The 25,601-nt window shown below is 32.2% G+C and carries 29 protein-coding genes and 3 pseudogenes; 10 read left to right on the top strand and 22 right to left on the bottom strand.

Going from position 1 to position 25,601, the window contains the following annotated elements; translation table 11 throughout:
• Positions 1-345: 345 nt before the first annotated feature.
• The 20 genes from NL281_RS00010 to NL281_RS00105 form a co-directional block, all read right to left on the bottom strand.
• Positions 346-675 (bottom strand): hypothetical protein, encoded by a 330-nt coding sequence (locus NL281_RS00010; RefSeq protein ID WP_253303351.1) that lies wholly within the window; start codon positions 673-675, stop codon positions 346-348.
• 510 nt (positions 676-1,185) lie between these two features.
• Positions 1,186-1,473 (bottom strand): hypothetical protein, encoded by a 288-nt coding sequence (locus tag NL281_RS00015; protein WP_253303352.1) that lies wholly within the window; start codon positions 1,471-1,473, stop codon positions 1,186-1,188.
• Between the two features lie 487 nt (positions 1,474-1,960).
• Positions 1,961-2,104: a hypothetical protein gene (locus tag NL281_RS00020; protein ID WP_253303353.1), complete on the bottom strand. Its 144-nt coding sequence runs from the start codon at positions 2,102-2,104 to the stop codon at positions 1,961-1,963.
• Between the two features lie 567 nt (positions 2,105-2,671).
• Positions 2,672-2,968: a hypothetical protein gene (locus NL281_RS00025; RefSeq protein WP_253303354.1), complete on the bottom strand. Its 297-nt coding sequence runs from the start codon at positions 2,966-2,968 to the stop codon at positions 2,672-2,674.
• 601 nt (positions 2,969-3,569) lie between these two features.
• Positions 3,570-3,875: a hypothetical protein gene (locus NL281_RS00030; protein ID WP_253303355.1), complete on the bottom strand. Its 306-nt coding sequence runs from the start codon at positions 3,873-3,875 to the stop codon at positions 3,570-3,572.
• A 496-nt stretch (positions 3,876-4,371) separates the two neighbouring features.
• Positions 4,372-4,572 (bottom strand): hypothetical protein, encoded by a 201-nt coding sequence (locus NL281_RS00035; RefSeq protein ID WP_253303356.1) that lies wholly within the window; start codon positions 4,570-4,572, stop codon positions 4,372-4,374.
• A 505-nt stretch (positions 4,573-5,077) separates the two neighbouring features.
• On the bottom strand, positions 5,078-5,479 hold the full coding sequence (locus NL281_RS00040; protein ID WP_253303357.1) for a hypothetical protein: 402 nt from the start codon (positions 5,477-5,479) through the stop codon (positions 5,078-5,080).
• A gap of 1,224 nt (positions 5,480-6,703) precedes the next feature.
• A complete protein-coding gene (locus tag NL281_RS00045; protein ID WP_253303358.1) occupies positions 6,704-6,967 on the bottom strand; it encodes a hypothetical protein in 264 nt (87 codons plus the stop codon).
• A complete protein-coding gene (locus tag NL281_RS00050) occupies positions 6,898-7,077 on the bottom strand; it encodes a hypothetical protein (RefSeq protein ID WP_253303359.1) in 180 nt (59 codons plus the stop codon). Before NL281_RS00050 ends, NL281_RS00045 begins: the two co-directional genes overlap by 70 nt.
• A gap of 397 nt (positions 7,078-7,474) precedes the next feature.
• A complete protein-coding gene (locus tag NL281_RS00055; protein ID WP_253303360.1) occupies positions 7,475-7,660 on the bottom strand; it encodes a hypothetical protein in 186 nt (61 codons plus the stop codon).
• Positions 7,647-7,877, bottom strand: coding sequence for a hypothetical protein (locus NL281_RS00060; protein WP_253303361.1), 231 nt, complete (start codon positions 7,875-7,877; stop codon positions 7,647-7,649). Before NL281_RS00060 ends, NL281_RS00055 begins: the two co-directional genes overlap by 14 nt.
• Positions 7,878-8,415: 538 nt before the next feature.
• Positions 8,416-8,676 (bottom strand): hypothetical protein, encoded by a 261-nt coding sequence (locus tag NL281_RS00065; protein ID WP_253303362.1) that lies wholly within the window; start codon positions 8,674-8,676, stop codon positions 8,416-8,418.
• Positions 8,677-9,073: 397 nt separating this feature from the next.
• Entirely contained in the window at positions 9,074-9,475 is a 402-nt protein-coding gene (locus NL281_RS00070) for a hypothetical protein (RefSeq protein WP_253303363.1), read from the bottom strand.
• Between the two features lie 397 nt (positions 9,476-9,872).
• Positions 9,873-10,274, bottom strand: coding sequence for a hypothetical protein (locus NL281_RS00075; protein ID WP_253303357.1), 402 nt, complete (start codon positions 10,272-10,274; stop codon positions 9,873-9,875).
• Positions 10,275-10,671: 397 nt separating this feature from the next.
• Positions 10,672-11,073: a hypothetical protein gene (locus NL281_RS00080; RefSeq protein ID WP_253303364.1), complete on the bottom strand. Its 402-nt coding sequence runs from the start codon at positions 11,071-11,073 to the stop codon at positions 10,672-10,674.
• 397 nt (positions 11,074-11,470) lie between these two features.
• Positions 11,471-11,872: a hypothetical protein gene (locus NL281_RS00085; RefSeq protein WP_253303364.1), complete on the bottom strand. Its 402-nt coding sequence runs from the start codon at positions 11,870-11,872 to the stop codon at positions 11,471-11,473.
• Positions 11,873-12,410: 538 nt separating this feature from the next.
• A complete protein-coding gene (locus tag NL281_RS00090) occupies positions 12,411-12,671 on the bottom strand; it encodes a hypothetical protein (protein ID WP_253303362.1) in 261 nt (86 codons plus the stop codon).
• A gap of 538 nt (positions 12,672-13,209) precedes the next feature.
• On the bottom strand, positions 13,210-13,470 hold the full coding sequence (locus tag NL281_RS00095; RefSeq protein ID WP_253303365.1) for a hypothetical protein: 261 nt from the start codon (positions 13,468-13,470) through the stop codon (positions 13,210-13,212).
• Positions 13,471-13,984: 514 nt separating this feature from the next.
• Positions 13,985-14,272 (bottom strand): hypothetical protein, encoded by a 288-nt coding sequence (locus NL281_RS00100; RefSeq protein ID WP_253303366.1) that lies wholly within the window; start codon positions 14,270-14,272, stop codon positions 13,985-13,987.
• Positions 14,273-14,671: 399 nt separating this feature from the next.
• The gene (locus NL281_RS00105; RefSeq protein WP_253303367.1) at positions 14,672-14,962 is read right to left on the bottom strand and encodes a hypothetical protein; all 291 of its coding nucleotides are present in this window, start codon (positions 14,960-14,962) and stop codon (positions 14,672-14,674) included.
• Between NL281_RS00105 and NL281_RS00110 the strand changes: the two genes are divergently transcribed.
• From NL281_RS00110 to NL281_RS00150, 9 genes and pseudogenes are all read left to right on the top strand, one after another.
• Complete coding sequence (locus tag NL281_RS00110) at positions 14,940-16,118, top strand: outer membrane protein assembly factor BamB family protein (protein ID WP_253303368.1); 1,179 nt, start codon at positions 14,940-14,942, stop codon at positions 16,116-16,118. The two genes, NL281_RS00105 and NL281_RS00110, sit on opposite strands and share 23 nt — an antisense overlap.
• 129 nt (positions 16,119-16,247) lie before the next feature.
• Positions 16,248-16,715, top strand: a complete 468-nt coding sequence (locus NL281_RS00115) for a phage tail protein (RefSeq protein WP_253303369.1) — start codon at positions 16,248-16,250, stop codon at positions 16,713-16,715.
• Positions 16,715-17,035, top strand: a pseudogene (locus tag NL281_RS00120) (hypothetical protein); the annotation flags it as partial. The gene NL281_RS00115 and the pseudogene NL281_RS00120, both read left to right, overlap by 1 nt.
• Before the next feature lie 73 nt (positions 17,036-17,108).
• Positions 17,109-18,197 carry an IS481 family transposase gene (locus NL281_RS00125; RefSeq protein ID WP_253303703.1) on the top strand — a complete coding sequence of 363 codons (1,089 nt, stop codon included), beginning with the start codon at positions 17,109-17,111 and terminating at the stop codon, positions 18,195-18,197.
• A 33-nt stretch (positions 18,198-18,230) separates the two neighbouring features.
• A pseudogene (locus NL281_RS00130) lies at positions 18,231-18,464 on the top strand (phage baseplate assembly protein V); the annotation flags it as partial.
• A 67-nt stretch (positions 18,465-18,531) separates the two neighbouring features.
• The gene (locus tag NL281_RS00135; protein WP_370273983.1) at positions 18,532-18,702 is read left to right on the top strand and encodes a PAAR domain-containing protein; all 171 of its coding nucleotides are present in this window, start codon (positions 18,532-18,534) and stop codon (positions 18,700-18,702) included.
• A 273-nt stretch (positions 18,703-18,975) separates the two neighbouring features.
• The gene (locus NL281_RS00140; RefSeq protein ID WP_253303370.1) at positions 18,976-19,356 is read left to right on the top strand and encodes a DUF1016 N-terminal domain-containing protein; all 381 of its coding nucleotides are present in this window, start codon (positions 18,976-18,978) and stop codon (positions 19,354-19,356) included.
• Positions 19,357-20,284: 928 nt separating this feature from the next.
• A complete protein-coding gene (gene ltrA, locus NL281_RS00145) occupies positions 20,285-21,442 on the top strand; it encodes a group II intron reverse transcriptase/maturase (protein WP_253303141.1) in 1,158 nt (385 codons plus the stop codon).
• Positions 21,443-21,548: 106 nt separating this feature from the next.
• Positions 21,549-22,786: pseudogene (locus NL281_RS00150) on the top strand (IS4 family transposase).
• Between the two features lie 89 nt (positions 22,787-22,875).
• On the opposite strand, the gene ftsL reads toward NL281_RS00150, so the two are convergent.
• Positions 22,876-23,187 (bottom strand): cell division protein FtsL, encoded by a 312-nt coding sequence (gene ftsL, locus NL281_RS00155; RefSeq protein ID WP_007548286.1) that lies wholly within the window; start codon positions 23,185-23,187, stop codon positions 22,876-22,878.
• Entirely contained in the window at positions 23,184-24,128 is a 945-nt protein-coding gene (gene rsmH, locus NL281_RS00160; protein WP_006279684.1) for a 16S rRNA (cytosine(1402)-N(4))-methyltransferase RsmH, read from the bottom strand. The genes ftsL and rsmH overlap by 4 nt, the downstream gene beginning before the upstream one ends.
• A 213-nt stretch (positions 24,129-24,341) precedes the next feature.
• On the opposite strand from rsmH, the gene NL281_RS00165 reads away from it, so the two are divergent.
• Positions 24,342-25,598: an MFS transporter gene (locus NL281_RS00165; RefSeq protein WP_253303371.1), complete on the top strand. Its 1,257-nt coding sequence runs from the start codon at positions 24,342-24,344 to the stop codon at positions 25,596-25,598.
• Positions 25,599-25,601: the final 3 nt, after the last annotated feature.

The following is a 25,601-nucleotide window of genomic DNA, read 5'->3' on the forward strand; positions in this document are numbered from 1 at the left end:
AATTATGAAGGAGCATCGGCAGACACTTAATGATATTTAAATTGCTTTTCTGCTTTTAGAATAACCCTATAATAACATATTAAATTTATAATTTCACTCGTACAAGTTTACTGTACTTTTATTATTACTTCAAGGAAATAATTATTAAATTTAATAATAAACCTTGGTATGCGCGTTACCTTGATTTTTTTACTCTTATACTCTTTGTTTCTATTTATGATAATTTTGTGGTTCTTATAAGAACCATTTTAAAAAATTAACAGTTTATGAAATTTCATATGCTAAATAAACTGTATGGATTTATGTTACCAAGGGAGATCATTTTGTCGTTCTCTTCTTCTTGCATCATGGGCTTCCCATTAGAATTTTTATTGCTGCATCTGTACACTTATAAACTGAGAAGTAATGAGTGTTTTTAGTTATTTGGTAAATTTTGGTGCAATTTTCAATTGCACGCATGAGATTTCGAATGTATACAGAAAAATTGTCATCACTCAATAACACAGACTCCATGTGCTTCGTGCCATAGCATTTATTAATAATGTCTTTTTGTATTGATGACATTTCAATCAAGATTCCTATAGAAACATACCTACAAACTGTATGTAATGACAAATCAGATTTGTGAACTGCCTGACACTTAATATCTTTAACAATACGTATTAAATCTAACATGTATACTGGAACATATGCCATACTTTTGAGTGCAATATTTTGGAAACGACCGTTAATAACAGATACGGCACCACAATGATCCAATCTTGGGGAATCCGGTATTTATATACGAAACTAATCAACAATTATGAAGGAGCATCGGCAGACACTTAATGATATTTAAATTGCTTTTCTGCTTTTAGAATAACCCTATAATAACATATTAAATTTATAATTTCACTCGTACAAGTTTACTGTACTTTTATTATTACTTCAAGGAAATAATATTAAATTTAATAATAAACCTTGTATGCGCGTTACCTTGATTTTTTTACTCTTATACTCTTTGTTTCTATTTATGATAATTTTGTGGTTCTTATAAGAACCATTTTAAAAAATTAACAGTTTATGAAATTTCATATACTAAATAAACTGTATGGATTTATGTTACCAAGGGAGAGATCATTTTGTCGTTCTCTTCTTCTTGCATCATGGGCTTCCATTATAATTTTTATTGCTGCATCTGTACACTTATAACTGAGAAGTAATGAATGTTTTAAGTTGTTTGGTAAATTTTGGTGCAATTTTCAATTGCACGCATGAGATTTCGAATGTATACAGAAAAATTGTCATCCACTCAATAACACAGACTCCATGTGCTTCGTGCCAATAGCATTTATTAATAATGTCTTTTTGTATTGATGACATTTCAATCAAGATTCCTATAGAAACATACCTACAAACTGTATGTAATGGACAATCAGATTGTGGAACTGCCTGACACTTAATATCTTTAACAATACGTATTAAATCTAACATGTATACTGGAACATATGCCATACTTTTGAGTGCAATATTTTGGAAACGACCGGTTAATAACAGATACGGCACCACAATGATCCAATCTTGGGGAATCCGGTATTTATATACGAAACTAATCAACAATTATGAAGGAGCATCGGCAGACACTTAATGATATTTTAAATTGCTTTTCTGCTTTTAGAATAACCCTATAATAACATATTAAATTTATAATTTCACTCGTACAAGGTTACTGTACTTTTATATTATTACTTCAAGGAAATAATTATTAAATTTAATAATAAACCTTGTATGCGCGTTACCTTGATTTTTTTACTGTTATACTCTTTGTTTCTATTTATGATAATTTTGTGGTTCTTATAAGAACCATTTTAAAAAATTAAACAGTTTATGAAATTTCATATGCTAAATAAACTGTATGGATTTATGTTACCAAGGGAGAGATCATTTTGTCGTTCTCTTCTTCTTGCATCATGGGCTTCCATTATAATTTTATTGCTGCATCTGTACACTTATAAACTGAGAAGTAATGAATGTTTTTAGTTGTTTGGTAAATTTTGGTGCAATTTTCAATTGCACGCATGAGATTTCGAATGTATACAGAAAAATTGTCATCACTCAATAACACAGACTCCATGTGCTTCGTGCCATAGCATTTATAATAATGTCTTTTTGTATTGATGACATTTCAATCAAGATTCCTATAGAAACATACCTACAAACTGTATGTAATGACAAATCAGATTTGTGAACTGCCTGACACTTAATATCTTAACAATACGTATTAAATCTAACATGTATACTGGAACATATGCCATACTTTTGAGTGCAATATTTTGGAAACGACCGGTTAATAACAGATACCGCACCACAATGATGCAATCTTGGGGAATCCGGTATTTATATACGAAACTAATCAACAATTATGAAGGAGCATCGGCAGACACTTAATGATATTTAAATTGCTTTTCTCGCTTTTAGGAATAACCCTATAATAACATATTAAATTTATAATTTCACTCGTACAAGTTTACTGTACTTTTATTATTACTTCAAGGAAATAATTATTAAATTTAATAATAAACCTTGTATGCGCGTTACCTTGATTTTTTACTCTTATACTCTTTGTTTCTATTTATGATAATTTTGTGGTTCTTATAAGAACCATTTTAAAAAATTAACAGTTTATGAAATTTCATATGCTAAATAAACTGTATGGATTTATGTTACCAAGGGAGAGATCATTTTGTCGTTCTCTTCTTCTTGCATCATGGGCTTCCATTAGAATTTTTATTGCTGCATCTGTACACTTATAAACTGAGAAGTAATGAGTGTTTTTAGTTATTTGGTAAATTTTGGTGCAATTTTCAATTGCACGCATGAGATTTCGAATGTATACAGAAAAATTGTCATCACTCAATAACACAGACTCCATGTGCTTCGTGCCATAAGCATTTATTAATAATGTCTTTTTGTATTGATGACATTTCAATCAAGATTCCTATAGAAAACATACCTACAAACTGTATGTAATGACAAATCAGATTTGTGAACTGCCTGACACTTAATATCTTTAACAATACGTATTAAATCTAACATGTATACTGGAACATATGCCATACTTTTGAGTGCAATATTTTGGAAACGGACCGGTTATAACAGATACCGCACCACAATGAATGCAATCTTGGGGAATCCGGTATTTATATACGAAACTAATCAACAATTATGAAGGGAGCATCGGCAGACACTTAATGATATTTAAATTGCTTTTCCTGCTTTTAGAATAACCCTATAATAACATATTAAATTTATAATTTCACTCGTACAAGTTTACTGTACTTTTATTATTACTTCAAGGAAATAATTATTAAATTTAATAATAAACCTTGTATGCGCGTTACCTTGATTTTTTTACTCTTATACTCTTTGTTTCTATTTATGATAATTTGTGGTTCTTATAAGAACCATTTTAAAAAATTAACAGTTTATGAAATTTCATATACTAAATAAACTGTATGGATTTATGTTACCAAGGGAGAGATCATTTTGTCGTTCTCTTCTTCTTGCATCATGGGCTTCCATTATAATTTTTATTGCTGCATCTGTACACTTATAAACTGAGAAGTAATGAATGTTTTAAGTTGTTTGGTAAATTTTGGTGCAATTTTCATTGCACGCATGAGATTTCGAATGTATACAGAAAAATTGTCATCACTCAATAACACAGACTCCATGTGCTTCGTGCCATAGCATTTATTAATAATGTCTTTTTGTATTGATGACATTTCAATCAAGATTCCTATAGAAACATACCTACAAACTGTATGTAATGACAAATCAGATTTGTGAACTGCCTGACACTTAATATCTTTAACAATACGTATTAAATCTAACATGTATACTGGAACATATGCCCATACTTTTGAGTGCAATATTTTGGAAACGACCGGTTAATAACAGATACGGCACCACAATGATCCAATCTTGGGGAATCCGGTATTTATACACGAAAACTAATCAACAATTATGAAGGAGCATCGGCAGACACTTAATGATATTTAAATTGCTTTTCTGCTTTTAGAATAACCCTATAATAACATATTAAATTTATAATTTCACTCGTACAAGTTTACTGTACATTTTATTATTACTTCAAGGAAATAATTATTAAATTTAATAATAAACCTTGTATGCGCGTTACCTTGATTTTTTTACTGTTATACTCTTTGTTTCTATTTATGATAATTTTGTGGTTCTTATAAGAACCATTTTAAAAAATTAACAGTTTATGAAATTTCATATGCTAAATAAACTGTATGGATTTATGTTACCAAGGGAGAGATCATTTTGTCGTTTCTCTTCTTCTTGCATCATGGGCTTCCATTATAATTGTTATTGCTGCATCTGTACACTTATAAACTGAGAAGTAATGAATGTTTTAGTTGTTTGGTAAATTTTGGTGCAATTTTCAATTGCACGCATGAGATTTCGAATGTATACAGAAAAATTGTCATCACTCAATAACACAGACTCCATGTGCTTCGTGCCATCAGCATTTATTAATAATGTCTTTTTGTATTGATGACATTTCAATCAAGATTCCTATAGAAACATACCTACAAACTGTATGTAATGACAAATCAGATTTGTGAACCTGCCTGACACTTAATATCTTTAACAATACGTATTAAATCTAACATGTATACTGGAACATATGCCATACTTATGAGTGCAATATTTTGGAAACGACCGGTTAATAACAGATACCGCACCACAATGATGCAATCTTTGGGAATCCGGTATTTATATACGAAACTAATCAAACAATTATGAAGGAGCATCGGCAGACACTTAATGATATTTAAATTGCTTTTCTGCTTTTAGAATAACCCTATAATAACATATTAAATTTATAATTTCACTCGTACAAGTTTACTGTACTTTTATTATTACTTCAAGGAAATAATTATTAAATTTAATAATAAACCTTGTATGCGCGTTACCTTGATTTTTTTACTGTTATACTCTTGTTTCTATTTATGATAATTTTGTGGTTCTTATAAGAACCCATTTTAAAAAATTAACAGTTTATGAAATTTCATATGCTAAATAAACTGTATGGATTTATGTTACCAAGGGAGAGATCATTTTGTCGTTCTCTTCTTCTTGCATCATGGGCTTCCATTATAATTGTTATTGCTGCATCTGTACACTTATAAACTGAGAAGTAATGAATGTTTTTAGTTGTTTGGTAAATTTTGGTGCAATTTTCAATTGCACGCATGAGATTTCGAATGTATACAGAAAAATTGTCATCACTCAATAACACAGACTCCATGTGCTTCGTGCCATAGCATTTATTAATAATGTCTTTTTGTATTGATGACATTTCAATCAAGATTCCTATAGAAACATACCTACAAACTGTATGTACTGACAAATCAGATTTGTGAACTGCCTGACACTTAATATCTTTAACAATACGTATTAAATCTAACATGTATACTGGAAATATGCCATACTTATGAGTGCAATATTTTGGAAACGACCGGTTATAACAGATACCGCACCACAATGATCCAATCTTGGGGAATCCGGTATTTATATACGAAAACTAATCAAAAATTATGAAGGAGCATCGGCAGACACTTAATGATATTTAAATTGCTTTTCTGCTTTTAGAATAACCCTATAATAACATATTAAATTTATAATTTCACTCGTACAAGTTTACTGTACTTTTATTATTACTTCAAGGAAATAATTATTAAATTTAATAATAAACCTTGTATGCGCGTTACCTTGATTTTTTTTACTCTTATACTCTTTGTTTCTATTTATGATAATTTTTGTGGTTCTTATAAGAACCATTTTAAAAAATTAACAGTTTATGAAATTTCATATGCTAAATAAACTGTATGGATTTATGTTACCAAGGGAGAGATCATTTTGTCGTTCTCTTCTTCTTGCATCATGGCTTCCATTAGAATTTTTATTGCTGCATCTGTACACTTATAAACTGAGAAGTAATGAGTGTTTTTAGTTATTTGGTAAATTTTGGTGCAATTTTCAATTGCACGCATGAGATTTTCGAATGTATACAGAAAAATTGTCATCACTCAATAACACAGACTCCATGTGCTTCGTGCCATAGCATTTATTAATAATGTCTTTTTGTATTGATGACATTTCAATTCAAGATTCCTATAGAAACATACCTACAAACTGTATGTAATGACAAATCAGATTTGTGAACTGCCTGACACTTAATATCTTTAACAATACGTATTAAATCTAACATGTATACTGGAACATATGCCATACTTATGAGTGCAATATTTTGGAAACGACCGGTTAATAACAGATACCGCACCACAATGATCCAATCTTGGGGAATCCGGTATTTATATACGAAACTAATCAAAAATTATGAAGGAGCATCGGCAGACACTTAATGATATTTAAATTGCTTTTCTGCTTTTAGAATAACCCTATAATAACATATTAAATTTATAATTTCACTCGTACAAGTTTACTGTACTTTTATTATTACTTCAAGGAAATAATTATTAAATTTAATAATAAACCTTGTATGCGCGTTACCTTGATTTTTTTACTCTTATACTCTTTGTTTCTATTTATGATAATTTTGTGGTTCTTATAAGAACCATTTTAAAAAATTAACAGTTTATGAAATTTCATATGCTAAATAAACTGTATGGATTTATGTTACCAAGGAGAGATCATTTTGTCGTTCTCTTCTTCTTGCATCATGGGCTTCCATTATAATTTTTATTGCTGCATCTGTACACTTATAAACTGAGAAGTAATGAATGTTTTTAGTTGTTTGGTAAATTTTGGTGCAATTTTCAATTGCACGCATGAGATTTCGAATGTATACAGAAAAATTGTCATCACTCAATAACACAGACTCCATGTGCTTCGTGCCATAGCATTTATTAATAATGTCTTTTTGTATTGATGACATTCAATCAAGATTCCTATAGAAACATACCTACAAACTGTATGTAATGACAAATCAGATTTGTGAACTGCCTGACACTTAATATCTTTAACAATACGTATTAAATCTAACATGTATACTGGAACATATGCCATACTTTTGAGTGCAATATTTTGGAAACGACCGGTTAATAACAGATACCGCACCACAATGATGCAATCTTGGGGAATCCGGTATTTATATACGAAACTAATCAACAATTATGAAGGAGCATCGGCAGACACTTAATGATATTTAAATTGCTTTTCTGCTTTTAGAATAACCCTATAATAACATATTAAATTTATAATTTCACTCGTACAAGTTTACTGTACTTTTATTATTACTTCAAGGAAATAATTATTAAATTTAATAATAAACCTTGTATGCGCGTTACCTTGATTTTTTTACTCTTATACTCTTTGTTTCTATTTATGATAATTTTGTGGTTCTTATAAGAACCATTTTAAAAAATTAACAGTTTATGAAATTTCATATGCTAAATAAACTGTATGGATTTATGTTACCAAGGGAGAGATCATTTTGTCGTTCTCTTCTTCTTGCATCATGGGCTTCCATTAGAATTTTTATTGCTGCATCTGTACACTTATAAACTGAGAAGTAATGAGTGTTTTTAGTTATTTGGTAAATTTTGGTGCAATTTTCAATTGCACGCATGAGATTTCGAATGTATACAGAAAAAATTGTCATCACTCAATAACACAGACTCCATGTGCTTCGTGCCATAGCATTTATTAATAATGTCTTTTTGTATTGATGACATTTCAATCAAGATTCCTATAGAAACATACCTACAAACTGTATGTAATGACAAATCAGATTTGTGAACTGCCTGACACTTAATATCTTTAACAATACGTATTAAATCTAACATGTATACTGGAACATATGCCATACTTTTGAGTGCAATATTTTGGAAACGACCGGTTAATAACAGATACCGCACCACAATGATGCAATCTTGGGGAATCCGGTATTTATATACGAAACTAATCAACAATTATGAAGAGCATCGGCAGACACTTAATGATATTTAAATTGCTTTTCTGCTTTTAGAATAACCCTATAATAACATATTAAATTTATAATTTCACTCGTACAAGTTTACTGTACTTTTATTATTACTTCAAGGAAATAATTATTAAATTTAATAATAAACCTTGTATGCGCGTTACCCTTGATTTTTTTACTCTTATACTCTTTGTTTCTATTTATGATAATTTTGTGGTTCTTATAAGAACCATTTTAAAAAATTAACAGTTTATGAAATTTCATATACTAAATAAACTGTATGGATTTATGTTACCAAGGGAGAGATCATTTTGTCGTTCTCTTCTTCTTGCATCATGGGCTTCCATTATAATTTTTATTGCTGCATCTGTACACTTATAAACTGAGAAGTAATGAATGTTTTAAGTTGTTTGGTAAATTTTGGTGCAATTTTCAATTGCACGCATGAGATTTCGAATGTATACAGAAAAATTGTCATCACTCAATAACACAGACTCCATGTGCTTCGTGCCATAGCATTTATTAATAATGTCTTTTTGTATTGATGACATTTCAATCAAGATTCCTATAGAAACATACCTACAAACTGTATGTAATGACAAATCAGATTTGTGAACTGCCTGACACTTAATATCTTTAACAATACGTATTAAATCTAACATGTATACTGGAACATATGCCATACTTTTGAGTGCAATATTTTGGAAACGACCGGTTAATAACAGATACGGCACCACAATGATCCAATCTTGGGGAATCCGGTATTTATACACGAAACTAATCAACAATTATGAAGGAGCATCGGCAGACACTTAATGATATTTAAATTGCTTTTCTGCTTTTAGAATAACCCTATAATAACATATTAAATTTATAATTTCACTCGTACAAGTTTACTGTACTTTTATTATTACTTCAAGGAAATAATTATTAAATTTAATAATAAACCTTGTATGCGCGTTACCTTGATTTTTTTACTGTTATACTCTTTGTTTCTATTTATGATAATTTTGTGGTTCTTATAAGAACCATTTTAAAAAATTAACAGTTTATGAAATTTCATATGCTAAATAAACTGTATGGATTTATGTTACCAAGGGAGAGATCATTTTGTCGTTCTCTTCTTCTTGCATCATGGGCTTCCATTATAATTGTTATTGCTGCATCTGTACACTTATAAACTGAGAAGTAATGAATGTTTTTAGTTGTTTGGTAAATTTTGGTGCAATTTTCAATTGCACGCATGAGATTTCGAATGTATACAGAAAAATTGTCATCACTCAATAACACAGACTCCATGTGCTTCGTGCCATAGCATTTATTAATAATGTCTTTTTGTATTGATGACATTTCAATCAAGATTCCTATAGAAACATACCTACAAACTGTATGTAATGACAAATCAGATTTGTGAACTGCCTGACACTTAATATCTTTAACAATACGTATTAAATCTAACATGTATACTGGAACATATGCCATACTTATGAGTGCAATATTTTGGAAACGACCGGTTAATAACAGATACCGCACCACAATGATGCAATCTTTGGGAATCCGGTATTTATATACGAAACTAATCAACAATTATGAAGGAGCATCGGCAGACACTTAATGATATTTAAATTGCTTTTCTGCTTTTAGAATAACCCTATAATAACATATTAAATTTATAATTTCACTCGTACAAGTTTACTGTACTTTTATTATTACTTCAAGGAAATAATTATTAAATTTAATAATAAACCTTGTATGCGCGTTACCTTGATTTTTTTACTCTTATACTCTTTGTTTCTATTTATGATAATTTTGTGGTTCTTATAAGAACCATTTTAAAAAATTAACAGTTTATGAAATTTCATATGCTAAATAAACTGTATGGATTTATGTTACCAAGGGAGAGATCATTTTGTCGTTCTCTTCTTCTTGCATCATGGGCTTCCATTATAATTGTTATTGCTGCATCTGTACACTTATAAACTGAGAAGTAATGAATGTTTTTAGTTGTTTGGTAAATTTTGGTGCAATTTTCAATTGCACGCATGAGATTTCGAATGTATACAGAAAAATTGTCATCACTCAATAACACAGACTCCATGTGCTTCGTGCCATAGCATTTATTAATAATGTCTTTTTGTATTGATGACATTTCAATCAAGATTCCTATAGAAACATACCTACAAACTGTATGTACTGACAAATCAGATTTGTGAACTGCCTGACACTTAATATCTTTAACAATACGTATTAAATCTAACATGTATACTGGAACATATGCCATACTTATGAGTGCAATATTTTGGAAACGACCGGTTAATAACAGATACCGCACCACAATGATCCAATCTTGGGGAATCCGGTATTTATATACGAAACTAATCAAAAATTATGAAGGAGCATCGGCAGACACTTAATGATATTTAAATTGCTTTTCTGCTTTTAGAATAACCCTATAATAACATATTAAATTTATAATTTCACTCGTACAAGTTTACTGTACTTTTATTATTACTTCAAGGAAATAATTATTAAATTTAATAATAAACCTTGTATGCGCGTTACCTTGATTTTTTTACTCTTATACTCTTTGTTTCTATTTATGATAATTTTGTGGTTCTTATAAGAACCATTTTAAAAAATTAACAGTTTATGAAATTTCATATGCTAAATAAACTGTATGGATTTATGTTACCAAGGGAGAGATCATTTTGTCGTTCTCTTCTTCTTGCATCATGGGCTTCCATTAGAATTTTTATTGCTGCATCTGTACACTTATAAACTGAGAAGTAATGAGTGTTTTTAGTTATTTGGTAAATTTTGGTGCAATTTTCAATTGCACGCATGAGATTTCGAATGTATACAGAAAAATTGTCATCACTCAATAACACAGACTCCATGTGCTTCGTGCCATAGCATTTATTAATAATGTCTTTTTGTATTGATGACATTTCAATCAAGATTCCTATAGAAACATACCTACAAACTGTATGTAATGACAAATCAGATTTGTGAACTGCCTGACACTTAATATCTTTAACAATACGTATTAAATCTAACATGTATACTGGAACATATGCCATACTTATGAGTGCAATATTTTGGAAACGACCGGTTAATAACAGATACCGCACCACAATGATCCAATCTTGGGGAATCCGGTATTTATATACGAAACTAATCAAAAATTATGAAGGAGCATCGGCAGACACTTAATGATATTTAAATTGCTTTTCTGCTTTTAGAATAACCCTATAATAACATATTAAATTTATAATTTCACTCGTACAAGTTTACTGTACTTTTATTATTACTTCAAGGAAATAATTATTAAATTTAATAATAAACCTTGTATGCGCGTTACCTTGATTTTTTTACTCTTATACTCTTTGTTTCTATTTATGATAATTTTGTGGTTCTTATAAGAACCATTTTAAAAAATTAACAGTTTATGAAATTTCATATGCTAAATAAACTGTATGGATTTATGTTACCAAGGGAGAGATCATTTTGTCGTTCTCTTCTTCTTGCATCATGGGCTTCCATTAGAATTTTTATTGCTGCATCTGTACACTTATAAACTGAGAAGTAATGAGTGTTTTTAGTTATTTGGTAAATTTTGGTGCAATTTTCAATTGCACGCATGAGATTTCGAATGTATACAGAAAAATTGTCATCACTCAATAACACAGACTCCATGTGCTTCGTGCCATAGCATTTATTAATAATGTCTTTTTGTATTGATGACATTTCAATCAAGATTCCTATAGAAACATACCTACAAACTGTATGTAATGACAAATCAGATTTGTGAACTGCCTGACACTTAATATCTTTAACAATACGTATTAAATCTAACATGTATACTGGAACATATGCCATACTTTTGAGTGCAATATTTTGGAAACGACCGGTTAATAACAGATACCGCACCACAATGATGCAATCTTGGGGAATCCGGTATTTATATACGAAACTAATCAACAATTATGAAGGAGCATCGGCAGACACTTAATGATATTTAAATTGCTTTTCTGCTTTTAGAATAACCCTATAATAACATATTAAATTTATAATTTCACTCGTACAAGTTTACTGTACTTTTATTATTACTTCAAGGAAATAATTATTAAATTTAATAATAAACCTTGTATGCGCGTTACCTTGATTTTTTTACTCTTATACTCTTTGTTTCTATTTATGATAATTTTGTGGTTCTTATAAGAACCATTTTAAAAAATTAACAGTTTATGAAATTTCATATACTAAATAAACTGTATGGATTTATGTTACCAAGGGAGAGATCATTTTGTCGTTCTCTTCTTCTTGCATCATGGGCTTCCATTATAATTTTTATTGCTGCATCTGTACACTTATAAACTGAGAAGTAATGAATGTTTTAAGTTGTTTGGTAAATTTTGGTGCAATTTTCAATTGCACGCATGAGATTTCGAATGTATACAGAAAAATTGTCATCACTCAATAACACAGACTCCATGTGCTTCGTGCCATAGCATTTATTAATAATGTCTTTTTGTATTGATGACATTTCAATCAAGATTCCTATAGAAACATACCTACAAACTGTATGTAATGACAAATCAGATTTGTGAACTGCCTGACACTTAATATCTTTAACAATACGTATTAAATCTAACATGTATACTGGAACATATGCCATACTTTTGAGTGCAATATTTTGGAAACGACCGGTTAATAACAGATACGGCACCACAATGATCCAATCTTGGGGAATCCGGTATTTATACACGAAACTAATCAACAATTATGAAGGAGCATCGGCAGACACTTAATGATATTTAAATTGCTTTTCTGCTTTTAGAATAACCCTATAATAACATATTAAATTTATAATTTCACTCGTACAAGTTTACTGTACTTTTATTATTACTTCAAGGAAATAATTATTAAATTTAATAATAAACCTTGTATGCGCGTTACCTTGATTTTTTTACTCTTATACTCTTTGTTTCTATTTATGATAATTTTGTGGTTCTTATAAGAACCATTTTAAAAAATTAACAGTTTATGAAATTTCATATACTAAATAAACTGTATGGATTTATGTTACCAAGGGAGAGATCATTTTGTCGTTCTCTTCTTCTTGCATCATGGGCTTCCATTATAATTTTTATTGCTGCATCTGTACACTTATAAACTGAGAAGTAATGAATGTTTTAAGTTGTTTGGTAAATTTTGGTGCAATTTTCAATTGCACGCATGAGATTTCGAATGTATACAGAAAAATTGTCATCACTCAATGACACAGACTCCATATGCTTCGTGCCATAGCATTTATTAATAATGTCTTTTTGTATTGATGACATTTCAATCAAGATTCCTATAGAAACATACCTACAAACTGTATGTAATGACAAATCAGATTTGTGAACTGCCTGACACTTAATATCTTTAACAATACGTATTAAATCTAACATGTATACTGGAACATATGCCATACTTTTGAGTGCAATATTTTGGAAACGACCGGTTAATAACAGATACGGCACCACAATGATCCAATCTTGGGGAATCCGGTATTTATATACGAACTAATCAACAATTATGAAGGAGCATCGGCAGACACTTAATGATATTTAAATTGCTTTTCTGCTTTTAGAATAACCCTATAATAACATATTAAATTTTATAATTTCACTCGTACAAGTTTACTGTACTTTTTATTATTACTTTAAGGAAATAATTATTAAATTTAATAATAAACCTTGTATGCGCGTTACCTTGATTTTTTTACTGTTATACTCTTTGTTTCTATTTATGATAATTTTGTGGTTCTTATAAGAAACCATTTTAAAAAATTAACAGTTTATGAAATTTCATATGCTAAATAAACTGTATGGATTTATGTTACCAAGGGAGAGATCATTTTGTCGTTCTCTTCTTCTTGCATCATGGGCTTCCATTATAATTGTTATTGCTGCATCTGTACACTTATAAACTGAGAAGTAATGAATGTTTTTTAGTTGTTTGGTAAATTTTGGTGCAATTTTCAATTGCACGCATGAGATTTCGAATGTATACAGAAAAATTGTCATCACTCAATAACACAGACTCCATGTGCTTCGTGCCATAGCATTTATTAATAATGTCTTTTTGTATTGATGACATTTCAATCAAGATTCCTATAGAAACATACCTACAAACTGTATGTAATGACAAATCAGATTTGTGAACTGCCTGACACTTAATATCTTTAACAATACGTATTAAATCTAACAATGTATACTGGAACATATGCCATACTTATGAGTGCAATATTTTGGAAACGACCGGTTAATAACAGATACCGCACCACAATGATGCAATCTTTGGGAATCCGGTATTTATATACGAAACTAATCAACAATTATGAAGGAGCATCGGCAGACACTTAATGATATTTAAATTGCTTTTCTGCTTTTAGAATAACCCTATAATAACATATTAAATTTATAATTTCACTCGTACAAGTTTACTGTACTTTTATTATTACTTCAAGGAAATAATTATTAAATTTAATAATAAACCTTGTATGCGCGTTACCCTTGATTTTTTTACTGTTATACTCTTTGTTTCTATTTATGATAATTTTGTGGTTCTTATAAGAACCATTTTAAAAAATTAACAGTTTATGAAATTTCATATGCTAAATAAACTGTATGGATTTATGTTACCAAGGGAGAGATCATTTTGTCGTTCTCTTCTTCTTGCATCATGGGCTTCCATTATAATTGTTATTGCTGCATCTGTACACTTATAAACTGAGAAGTAATGAATGTTTTTAGTTGTTTGGTAAATTTTGGTGCAATTTTCAATTGCACGCATGAGATTTCGAATGTATACAGAAAAATTGTCATCACTCAATAACACAGACTCCATGTGCTTCGTGCCATAGCATTTATTAATAATGTCTTTTTGTATTGATGACATTTCAATCAAGATTCCTATAGAAACATACCTACAAACTGTAGAAATAAAAAATAAATATAGGTGTCACCCGTGGAATAATTCAAGTAGAGAGTTTTCTCAAGGTTATATACAACCAATTCCTATACACGAAAGTTACGAGCTAATTATTGGTGGTGATGGGGTATTGTACAACACAGGGTGGTACTGGAAGGATGTAGATTTATCTGGTAGTCATAAAACAATTGGTAGAATGAGTGCTACTTGCAGTGAATATTGTAGAGAAATTTACTTAGCAATAGATAATGTGCTATATGCAATAAATAGAGATAATACACAATATGAAATAAATGAAGACGCAGTTATGTGGAAAAAGGAGTTAAAGTCTTTGGTGAAAGGAAACCCTACAATTTTTAATAATAGAATAGCAATTTTGACTGTAGATAACTATTTATACATGCTGAACATAGAGAATGGTAATACAAGCTGGTTCTATCATATGTTTAATAGTAGTAATCAAATAAATTACATATCTCCTGTGGTTATACACGATAAGCTAATAGTTCCATTTTCAAATGGAGAGTTAGTAGCTTTTGACAAAGATGGGAAAAAGTTGTGGTCTTATAAGTTACCTTCTACAAATATTTTAGACACTCAGCTTGCAGATATCACAACTACTCCAGTAGTAAAGAATAACACATTAATAGCTACAAACAATTCTACCATTGTTGCGATTGATATAGGATCAGGAGATCTTTTGTGGTTAAAGGCCATGGAAGCAAAAAATATCAGTGGTGGTGGGATTATGCCATGGCTGTACCCCGATGATATAAATGGTAACGAATTTTTTGTAGTAAACACAAAGAATGAAGTTATGAAAGTTGCAATACCTGATGGTCAGATAATTTGGAGTACTAACTTAGTGGTGAATGATGAGCTAAATGATAAACTAAAAGACACATATTATGCTAGACCGGTGATAGATGGAAAATTATTTATTGTGAGCAATAAGGGAATCATGTTTCTATTAGATGAGAAGTCAGGCATGATAGAAGAGATAGTCAGCATTCCAGAAGATGTGTATCATACGCCTGTAACTGATCTTGGAGTTGGGGATTACTACTTTACAACTGAGAAAAAAGGTGTGTATAGCTGCATTGATCCAAATATCAGCAGATGAAATATTGCAGGTAATAAGGAAGAGATGTGCCATAGGTAGCACCACTTAGGAGGAGTATTGTGGAAAATTCAAGCGTCAGGGGTGTAGATGCGTATTAACATCGAAGTCACCGATAGCATCGAAAAAGTTATGCAAAGCATAGGTGCTGAAAGAAGAAAAATAGAATTAGCAACAGTAAGAGCATTAAACAAAACAGCACTATGGGTAAGATCGCAAACTGTCAAACAAGTTAGCGAAGAAAAACAAATACCAAAAAAAGCAATGAGAAAAAAGTTAAGTGTGGATAAAGCAAATAGAAAGCGTTTATGGTCGATAGTAAAGCTCAGTTCGCAGTGGATAGGAGTAGCAAAACTTGGGAGTATAAAACAGACAAAAATAGGAGCAAGGGCAGGAAGCCGTACATATGAAGGAGCATTTATAGCAACAATGAAAAATGGTCATATAGGAATATTCAAAAGAAGGTATACCACGTCTTTGCCAATAGATGAAATTAAAATAAACACGCAAGCTCGGGAAACAATGAAAGAGTTAGTTGATAATGAAGTAGAAAGAGTATTTGAGAAGTATTTTGATCAGCAAATGAGTTATATGAAATAATGTTCTGGGGAAATTTACATCAGGCAATCTGTAATAAGCTCAGGGAAGAGATACCAGCAATACAGACATGTGAAGTGTATAGAACGGTACGTCGGGAAATAATAGCGCCAGCAGTGTTTGTAGAGCTTGCAAGTTTAGAACCAGGGAAAGATCCGGGAACAGAGGAATTAGCCCTGAAAGCAAGATTTGAGGCGAGAGTGGTAGTTGATGGAACAGTCGAGGATTCCTCGGTGGTTGTAAGGTCACTGGCAGCGGAAATTGCAAGGGTAGTGAATAAGAATACTTGGGACGTGGAAAATGTTTCAGCAGGTGAATTTATATGTATTAAACAAGACTTGATCTGACACTTTAAAAAAGTAAGTTATAAAATAATAAAAGAAAGGAGTGTTAGAAATGAGTACAATACAAACAAAAATACTAAAACCAAAGCTAGGGTTATTAGAACTAGCAAAACAACTAGGAAATGTATCTCAAGCATGCAAAGTGATGGGATACTCAAGAGATACATTTTATCGATTCAAAGAGTTGTACGAAAATGGAGGAGAAGAAGCATTACATGAGATAAGTAAGAAAAAACCTCTATTAGCGAATAGAGTTTCCGACGATATAGAAAGAGCAGCGATTGGTATAGCAACAGAATTTCCAGCATATGGGCAAGAAAGAGCTGCAAATGAACTGAGAAAAAGAGGTATAATAATTTCTCAGGGAGGAGTGAGATCTATATGGCTGAGAAATGATCTTGAAACTTTCAAGAAAAGACTTAAAGCACTGGAAGCAAAAGTAGCTCAAGATGGAATTATATTAACCGAAGAGCAACTTGCAGCTTTAGAAAAAGTTAAAGAACAAAGAGAAGCACATGGTGAAATTGACACCGAACATTCAGGTTATTTGGGTTCTCAAGATACCTATTATGTAGGTAATATAAAAGGTATAGGAAGAATCTACCAGCAGACCTTCATTGATACTTATTCTCGAGTAGCATTTGCCAAGCTTTATACAGACAAAACGGCTATTACTGCTGCTGACTTGCTGAATGATAGAGTGATACCATTTTTTGATGAGCAAAATGTGCCATTATTGCGTATCCTTACAGACCGAGGAACAGAGTATTGTGGTAAGCCTGAAAATCACGCTTATCAGCTTTATTTGGGAATCGAAAATATCGATCATTCTAGGACCAAAGCCAATTCTCCACAGACTAATGGCATATGTGAAAGGTTTCATAGAACTATGCAAGATGAGTGTTACAATATTATCTTCAGAAAGAAAATCTACAATTCTTTGGAAGGTCTACAGATTGATGTTGATTATTGGTTGCGTTCTTACAATGAAACAAGACCGCATTCAGGTAAATATTGCTATGGTAAGACGCCTATGCAGACTTTTCTTGATAGCAAACATGTTGCTTTTCAGAAAAATATTAGTAGCATTACACAAGAGACTGATATTAGTTTTGACTACCTCAATTCTTCTGTCAGTTAATTCTTGTCTGTCAGATTAAGTCTTGTCTTTTACACATTAGGGGTAGTGTTACCAGCAATTTATCAGCAGAAGTATTTTCCCTCAGAATGCCGAAAAGATGCGCATATTTTTGAGTTTCAGGATGGAACAAAATTATCGTACGACAAGGAGAAGCATCATCTTGAGATTGATGTAGTAGATAAACTAATGTTGAAAGTAGGAGGATCAAGCATAGAGATGACAAAAAAAGGAATAAAACTCAAAGCAAAAAGAATAGATCTAAACTAGCATATGGGTAAAGCAATCGTTTGTGTAGGGGATTATTGCAGTGGAATACCGGCACATGTTTGTATGAGTGGAAGTAGTGATGTTTTTAAGAAAGGGAGATATCTTAACTCTGGGAGAGAAGCTAATACAAGGTTCAAACAGCGTATTTGTTAATGATATTGGTATTGCACGAGTTGGTGATTTAGCCTCATGTGGTTTTAAGGTAGTAAGTGGAAGTAGTAATGTTTTTTCGGGGTAAAAGTCTTACTATTACCCACAAATAAAAACATAGTATTGTATTTACTCAAATAATTTAATTTTATTAACCTGAAAGCTTATTAGATTAAAATTATTAAACTAAGAGTTATAATTTTAGCAACTAAAAGCTGTAAATTGCACCATATAAACAGTTATTTCAAGCAAAAGTTATGCCATTAAGAGCTATGCAACAAACATTTATATTTGTGGGTAATAGTAAGGGTAAAAGTGTATACATTAAAATCGAAAGTTTTTGTGCTATAATGGTTCTTTATTGAAAATAGCGTTGATGGATATCACTACTAGCTTATTAGGGGATATTAGTAATTTAATAGATAGAGCAAAGAATCATCTTGCTACACACTTCAATTCTACTCTAGTATTGTTAAATTGGGAAATTGGCTTCAGAATTGATCAAGATATCTTAAAGCACAAACGTGCAGACTATGGCAAACGAATCATCTTCCAACTTGCAAAAGAACTTCAGATTAAATATGGACGTGGATTTGATAGAGCTTCATTATTTCGTATGGTGCAATTTTCCAAATTTTTTCCCGATCAAGAAATTGTCGCGACACTGTCACAACAATTAAGTTGGTCACATTTTGTAGAAATTATTGCAATTTCTGATGACTTGAAGCGTAGCTACATTTAGAAATGTGTCGTATTGAAAGATGGAGTGTTAGAGCACTACGTAGTAGAATCGATACCATGTTGTATGAACGTACAGCACTTTAGCAAAAAAACCTGAGGACTTCATAAGACAAAGCATCAAACAGTCAATGGCGTCAACTTAAGGAAAAATATCAGCGATAGTGTATAAAATTTCTCTCTAAAACTTTTACCATTAAATTATCCAGAAGCCGCAGGAAACAGCACTTTTGTTTCTATTTTATTTCAACAAAGAAGTTTAAAATGTGTCCTTTTTAGGTGAAACATGCGTGCGCCAAGCAAAGTGCGTAAAGTCCAGTTGGTGAAAATCCAACCCAGGCAAAGCCTAGCCAGCAGGCTGGAACAAACCACTATGCTGCGTAAGGTAACGAGCGTAGTAAAGCTAGTGGAATGGACAACACAGGGTACAACGAAAGTGAAGGTATTGAGTCCCGAAATTCTCGATGTCATAGAGGTCGACACGTTGCATATAGTGGAAGACAGCAAGAAGGGTAACAATAGGGCAAGTTATCACTCACTCTATCGGGATCTGAGGCCGTATCACGTGTTGAGATGGAGTTTACGTAAACTTGGGAGATCCTTTGTATTCCTATTAAGGTACGTTGGAACAAGTCAACAAAGGCGAGTACTGACGGAAGATATAAAGGAAGTCGGACTGATTGATAGTACTCAGAGTGTGGGAAAGCCACATACAAGGGGAAGCGGTCAGCAATATAGTGACTGGTTTAGGAATTGCTATGCCAATACAACGGAGGTTGGAATAACGTGCAAAGAAAACTAAATCAGATAGCAGTAAGAGCCAGGCAAGATAAACGATTGAAATTTAATCGTTAATTCATCTGATAAACGCAGAGAATCTTGCTGAATGTTATAAAGAGCTAAAGCATAACAAAGCATGCGGTATAGACCAGGTGACAGTAGAAGCTTATGGAGAAAATCTTGAAGAGAAGCTCAACACTCTGGTGGATAGTATGAAAAGAAAGCGATATCAACCGCAACCAGTGAAAAGAGTATATATACCAAAAGCTGGAAGCAAAGAGAAACGCGGGCTTGGAGTACCGTCTACAGAAGATAAGTTAGTCCAGATAATGCTGAAGAAGATATTAGAAAATATTTATGAAGCTAACTTTCTGGATAACTCATATGGTTTTCGTCCTGGTAGAAGCTGTCATCAAGCGGTAAATGCACTAAATAAAGCAGTTATGTACAGACCAACTAACTATGTAGTAGAAGTTGATATCAAGAAATTCTTTGATAATGTCCAGCACAAATGGCTAATGAGATGCTTGAGAGAACGGATAACAGACCCAAACATACTGTGGTTAGTAAAACGATTTCTTAAGGCAGGAGTAGTCGAAGCAGGACATTATGAAGCAACTGAACTAGGCACACCTCAGGGGGGAATAGTAAGTCCTATACTAGCTAATATATACTTGCATTATGTGCTGGATTTGTGGTTTGAAAAGAAATTCAAGCTAAGATCTAAAGGTTATATGGAGCTAGTTAGGTATGCAGACGATCACCTGATTTGCTGCGAAAGAGAAAAAGATGCTAGAGAACTCTTAGAGTCACTGAAACAAAGGCTAGGAAAATTTGGACTGGAAATATCTGAAGACAAAACAAGAATAGTAAAGTTTGGCAAAAAGGAGTGGCAACAAGGAATAAGGGAGAAACGAAAAACGGAAAGTTTCAACTTTCTAGGATTCACCCATTATGGTACAAGGAGTCGTAAAGGTAGAGTAATGGTAGGTCATAAAACCTCGAAAGAAAATCTATCTAGAAAACTTAAAGAAATCAAAGAATGGGTGAAAAAGATTCGAAATAAAGTTCACCTTAAAGATTGGTGGTCAATACTTAAAGCAAAACTAACAGGACACTATAACTACTTCGGAGTTAGCGGAAATTACCGGTGGTTGAATAAATTCTTCTGGCGGGTAATCAAGCTAGCGTATAAATGGATAAACCGACGTAGTCAGAAGAAGAGTATGAATTCAAAGCAATTTATACACTATCTACAAGTTAATCCATTACCAAAACCAAGAATATGCTACTCATTATATACAAAATAGGAAATGCTGTGAATACTACATTGTGGAGCCGTGTGCGGGAAAGCTGCAAGCACGGTTCTGGTGGGGGAGTCATAGCGATAAAACTTAATCAGGAGGATTTAAAACTATGACTTCTACCAAACAAAAAGGAAAAAATTTTATTCTACAAATTAAAAATATAATATACTCGAAAGCTTTTCAGAGAATCCATTGTGTTGAGTTTTACACGAACAAGAAAACTTCCTTTTTCGGCAGTATTTTCTATGATTTTAAAGTTAGTTAAAAAAAGTTTGGGAATAGAATGTGAACTTATGGAGCCATTGACATGTACCCTCAAAGCAAGCTTTTTCTAAAGCAAGATATAAGATTTGTCATACAGGTTTTAAAGAATTTAAGCATCCAAACAGCCTATCAAGATGAGCCTGAGTTGGAGAGGCTATAGGCTTATTGCAGCAGATGGTTCTGGTATGAGATTACCCAGCTCTGAGGAAATTGTATCCGAGTTTGGCCGCTTTAAACCAAATGGAACAACAGGCACAATGTCACCATTGGCAATTTGTTTGTTGATTTGTGTACTTCGCTGATTTGTAGTGCTCGTCTTGCGGCTTGGAATATAGGTGAACAAACGTTGGCGGAAGAGCAATTACCCGAAGTTATCACTCAAATGCGTTCATTAAATCAAAAGAAATTATTATTTATCTATGATCGTCTTCAGTAAAATTCATTCAGCAGCATTATGATTTGGAAGTAGATTTTATTTTTCGCTTGCAAAAAAGAAATTATAGCAAGCTATGGGAACGAATTGCATCTGGAGAATTAGATTTCGATTTTATATTAGAAAATGAAAAGCTAAAAAATAAAATGAAAGGACAGAAAGTAAGAGTAATAGTGCTGACATTAGCCAACGGAGAAACAGAGGTATTGGTTACTTCACTTTTTGATCGAGAAAAATTTACTTTGGAAGATATCAGCAAAGCTTATGTATTAAGGTGGCATATAGAGGAGTGCTATAAACGACTCAAAATAGGTGCAGAGTTAGAGAATTTTTCTGGCGTAAATTTAGAGGCTGTATTACAAGAATTTTGGGCAAACTTAGTCATGTGTAATATATTGTCGCTTCATATGTGTGATGCACAAGGGCCTTGGAATCCAGATCAAATTGCTGAGTATCGTTTAAATTTTTCGGTTTTATTTGGTGTAATGAGGCAGAAACTCTATCAGGTACTTATTGCGCCAAAAAACTTTCAAGCCCTTTTTGATAGAGCAAGTATACGCGCTAAAGTTAAAATCCGACCGGGACGATTGTATAGCCGCGATAAGGTAGATAAGCCCAAACGCCATCATGTCTTTAGGAGAGTTTGCTAATGAAAGTTCTTAAGTTGACGCCATTGCCTGAACGGATACAAAGTAAGTTTTACTGTGATGTGCTCATCTGTAAAAAATAAGACTTAATCTCACTGTTGATCATGGATTTTAAGTTGTGCTAGCACACTGCGGCCATTTAAAGAGTCAAGATTTTTAACCTGGCTAGCCAGTATTAAAGAGTTATTTTTCAGGTATTTCTTTACAAGGCTTGCAAGTCTTTTTGGATTATTCAAATAGCTCCACTCTGCTTGTAAAACTTTTATATCACTTTGTACTAAATTAATTTCACTTTTTATTTTTATTAGCTCTCTATTTAACGACTGAACATGTAATTTTACCTTAAATAGTCCTACAATGCTAAGAAAAAACATAACTATTGAGATGATGCAGAAAGTTCTCACGACAACCTCTGTATAGCTCTTAGTTTTGCTGAGCGTGAACGCGGATTTGCACTTACTTCTTCTATACTTGCTTCGATCACTTTTTTATTTAGCAGAGAGAATGTCTTGCAATCAGTAGCACATAAATCTTTAAAAAAAGTTTTGACTATACGATCTTCTAAGGAATGAAAGGTGACGACAATTAATTTGCCATTCTCACTTAAAATCTCAGATGCAGCTTTAATACCCTTTTCAAGTTCTCCCAGCTCATCGTTTACCCATATTCTGATTGCCTGAAATGTTCTGGTTGCAGGATCAATTTTGCTTTTTCCACGAAATACCACGGAACGTACAATATCCGCAAGCTCAAATGTAGTTTTGATAGTTTTCTTCTTCCGTGCATTTATTATTGCTCTTGCAATTTTGCGAGAATGACGTTCGCCTCCGTAGTTATATATAGTATTTGCGATTTCTTCTTCGCGTAAAGCGTTAACAAACGTTGAAGCGTTTATATAAGAAGAGTTATCCATGCTCATATCGAGTGGACCATCATGTAAAAATGAGAACCCTCTATCTCCGTTATCAAGCTGCATAGATGAAACTCCGATGTCAAAGACCACTCCATCCACCCCGTTTGATGTCATTCCAGCGCGTGACCAGTTATTTTTTCCAGTATCAAGTACTGGGATGACAGGAGATGGCTCAACGCTGCTTAGTATACTTTTAATATTACTAAACTTCTCAATGAACAGTTTTATTCTATCTGGATATCTAACGCTTAAATCATCATAAAACTTAGTTACCGTTTCATCTCTATCAATTGCATATACTTTGCAATCAGCTGACTCCAATATTGCTTTGCTATACCCTCCAGCTCCAAATGTGGCGTCCACGTATATGCCACCATCCTGCGGTGATAGTAGTGATAGCATCTCTTTTAACAAAACTGGAGTGTGTGTCATATCAAAAAATTTAAGTACAGTTGGTGTAGATATCCTACTCTACTCTTCACATCAATTTTATTTATGTACATAGATTTTCTTGCCAAAATATGGTATCTTATCGGAATATATGAGCAATAATATTAAAATCAAGGTTTAATATTGTTAATATAATATTCACATAACGTTCACATTTTTTTTTATATATAAGATCAAACAGGCTATAGGGAAATTATGCAGCAAATAACAAAAGTAATATTTTCAAGTTTGATTTGTAACACTTTATTGTGGTATGACCACATGCTTTTTGGCCACTTAATAAACATAATAGGTGGTGTGTTTTTTCCATCGGATGATCAACTAACCAGCGTATTGAAGGCTTTTGGAGTGTTTGCAGTGGGTTTCTTAATGAGACCAGTCGGTGCTGCTATATTTGGTCACATTGGTGATAAACATGGCAGAAGAGTTGCCTTATTGCTCTCGATTATATTAATGACTTTATCAACCGTATTAATTGCTTTTGTTCCAGGTTATCAAAGCATTGGAATACTAGCGTCAATGCTGGTAGTGTGTTTAAGATTATTGCAGGGTATATCTCTTGGAGGAGAAGCAGGAAATGCACCATTTTTAATAGAACATGCTCCTAAAAACAAAAAAGGATTTTTTGGCAGCATTGAGGTATTAAGTGCAATTCTTGGTTCAATATTAAGCCTGATAGCGGTACTCATATGCAAAAAAGTATCTGATTTTGAATCTTGGGGGTGGAGATTACCTTTCATTTTCAGTTTAGCAATGGGATTAATTAGCATATATATGAGATATATACTTGATGAAAGCCCAGAGTATAAAAGACAAAAAAATCCGTCTAAATTGCCACTAAAAGAGTTATTAAACAATTACAAAAAGCCTGTTCTAATATCAATAGGTATTGACTTGGTTGAAAATGCGTCTCTCTATATATATTTGGTATTTTTCAATGTGCTTACGAATAAAATATTAACAGTAAATACTCATTTTAATCATATAGTGGAAATACTGAGTCAAATTGCGCTCGGAGGATTGACAATATTATTTGCTATACTTTCTGATAAGGTAGGAAGAGAAAAAGTTATGAAATTTGCATTTATAGCTTTTGTAATAGTAAGTTATCCAGTTTTTTCAATGTTATGTAGTGGCAATTACTTGCTGGCACACATTCTTTTTATAATTCCAATAGCTGCATCGCTTGGTCCTGTCAGTGCACTTATGTGCGAATTATTTCCAACAAAGGTTCGGTACAGTGGATTTGGTTTATCAAGAAATATAGCTGCTGGATTTTTTGGCGGCCTTGCACCATTTATATGCACAACAATTATCAAGGTTACAGGACAAGAGACTTCAGCTAGTTTTTACATGATTTTCTGTGCATTAATTGGGCTAGTTGCTATATCGCAAATTAAGGGTGAGCTTTCTTCAGTGCGACCTGGAAGGTCATGGTTTTGTGGTGGTTAAATT

It is taken from the genome of Wolbachia endosymbiont of Phyllotreta cruciferae, assembly GCF_918697765.1.
In the GTDB taxonomy this organism is placed as follows: Bacteria; Pseudomonadota; Alphaproteobacteria; order Rickettsiales; family Anaplasmataceae; genus Wolbachia; species Wolbachia pipientis.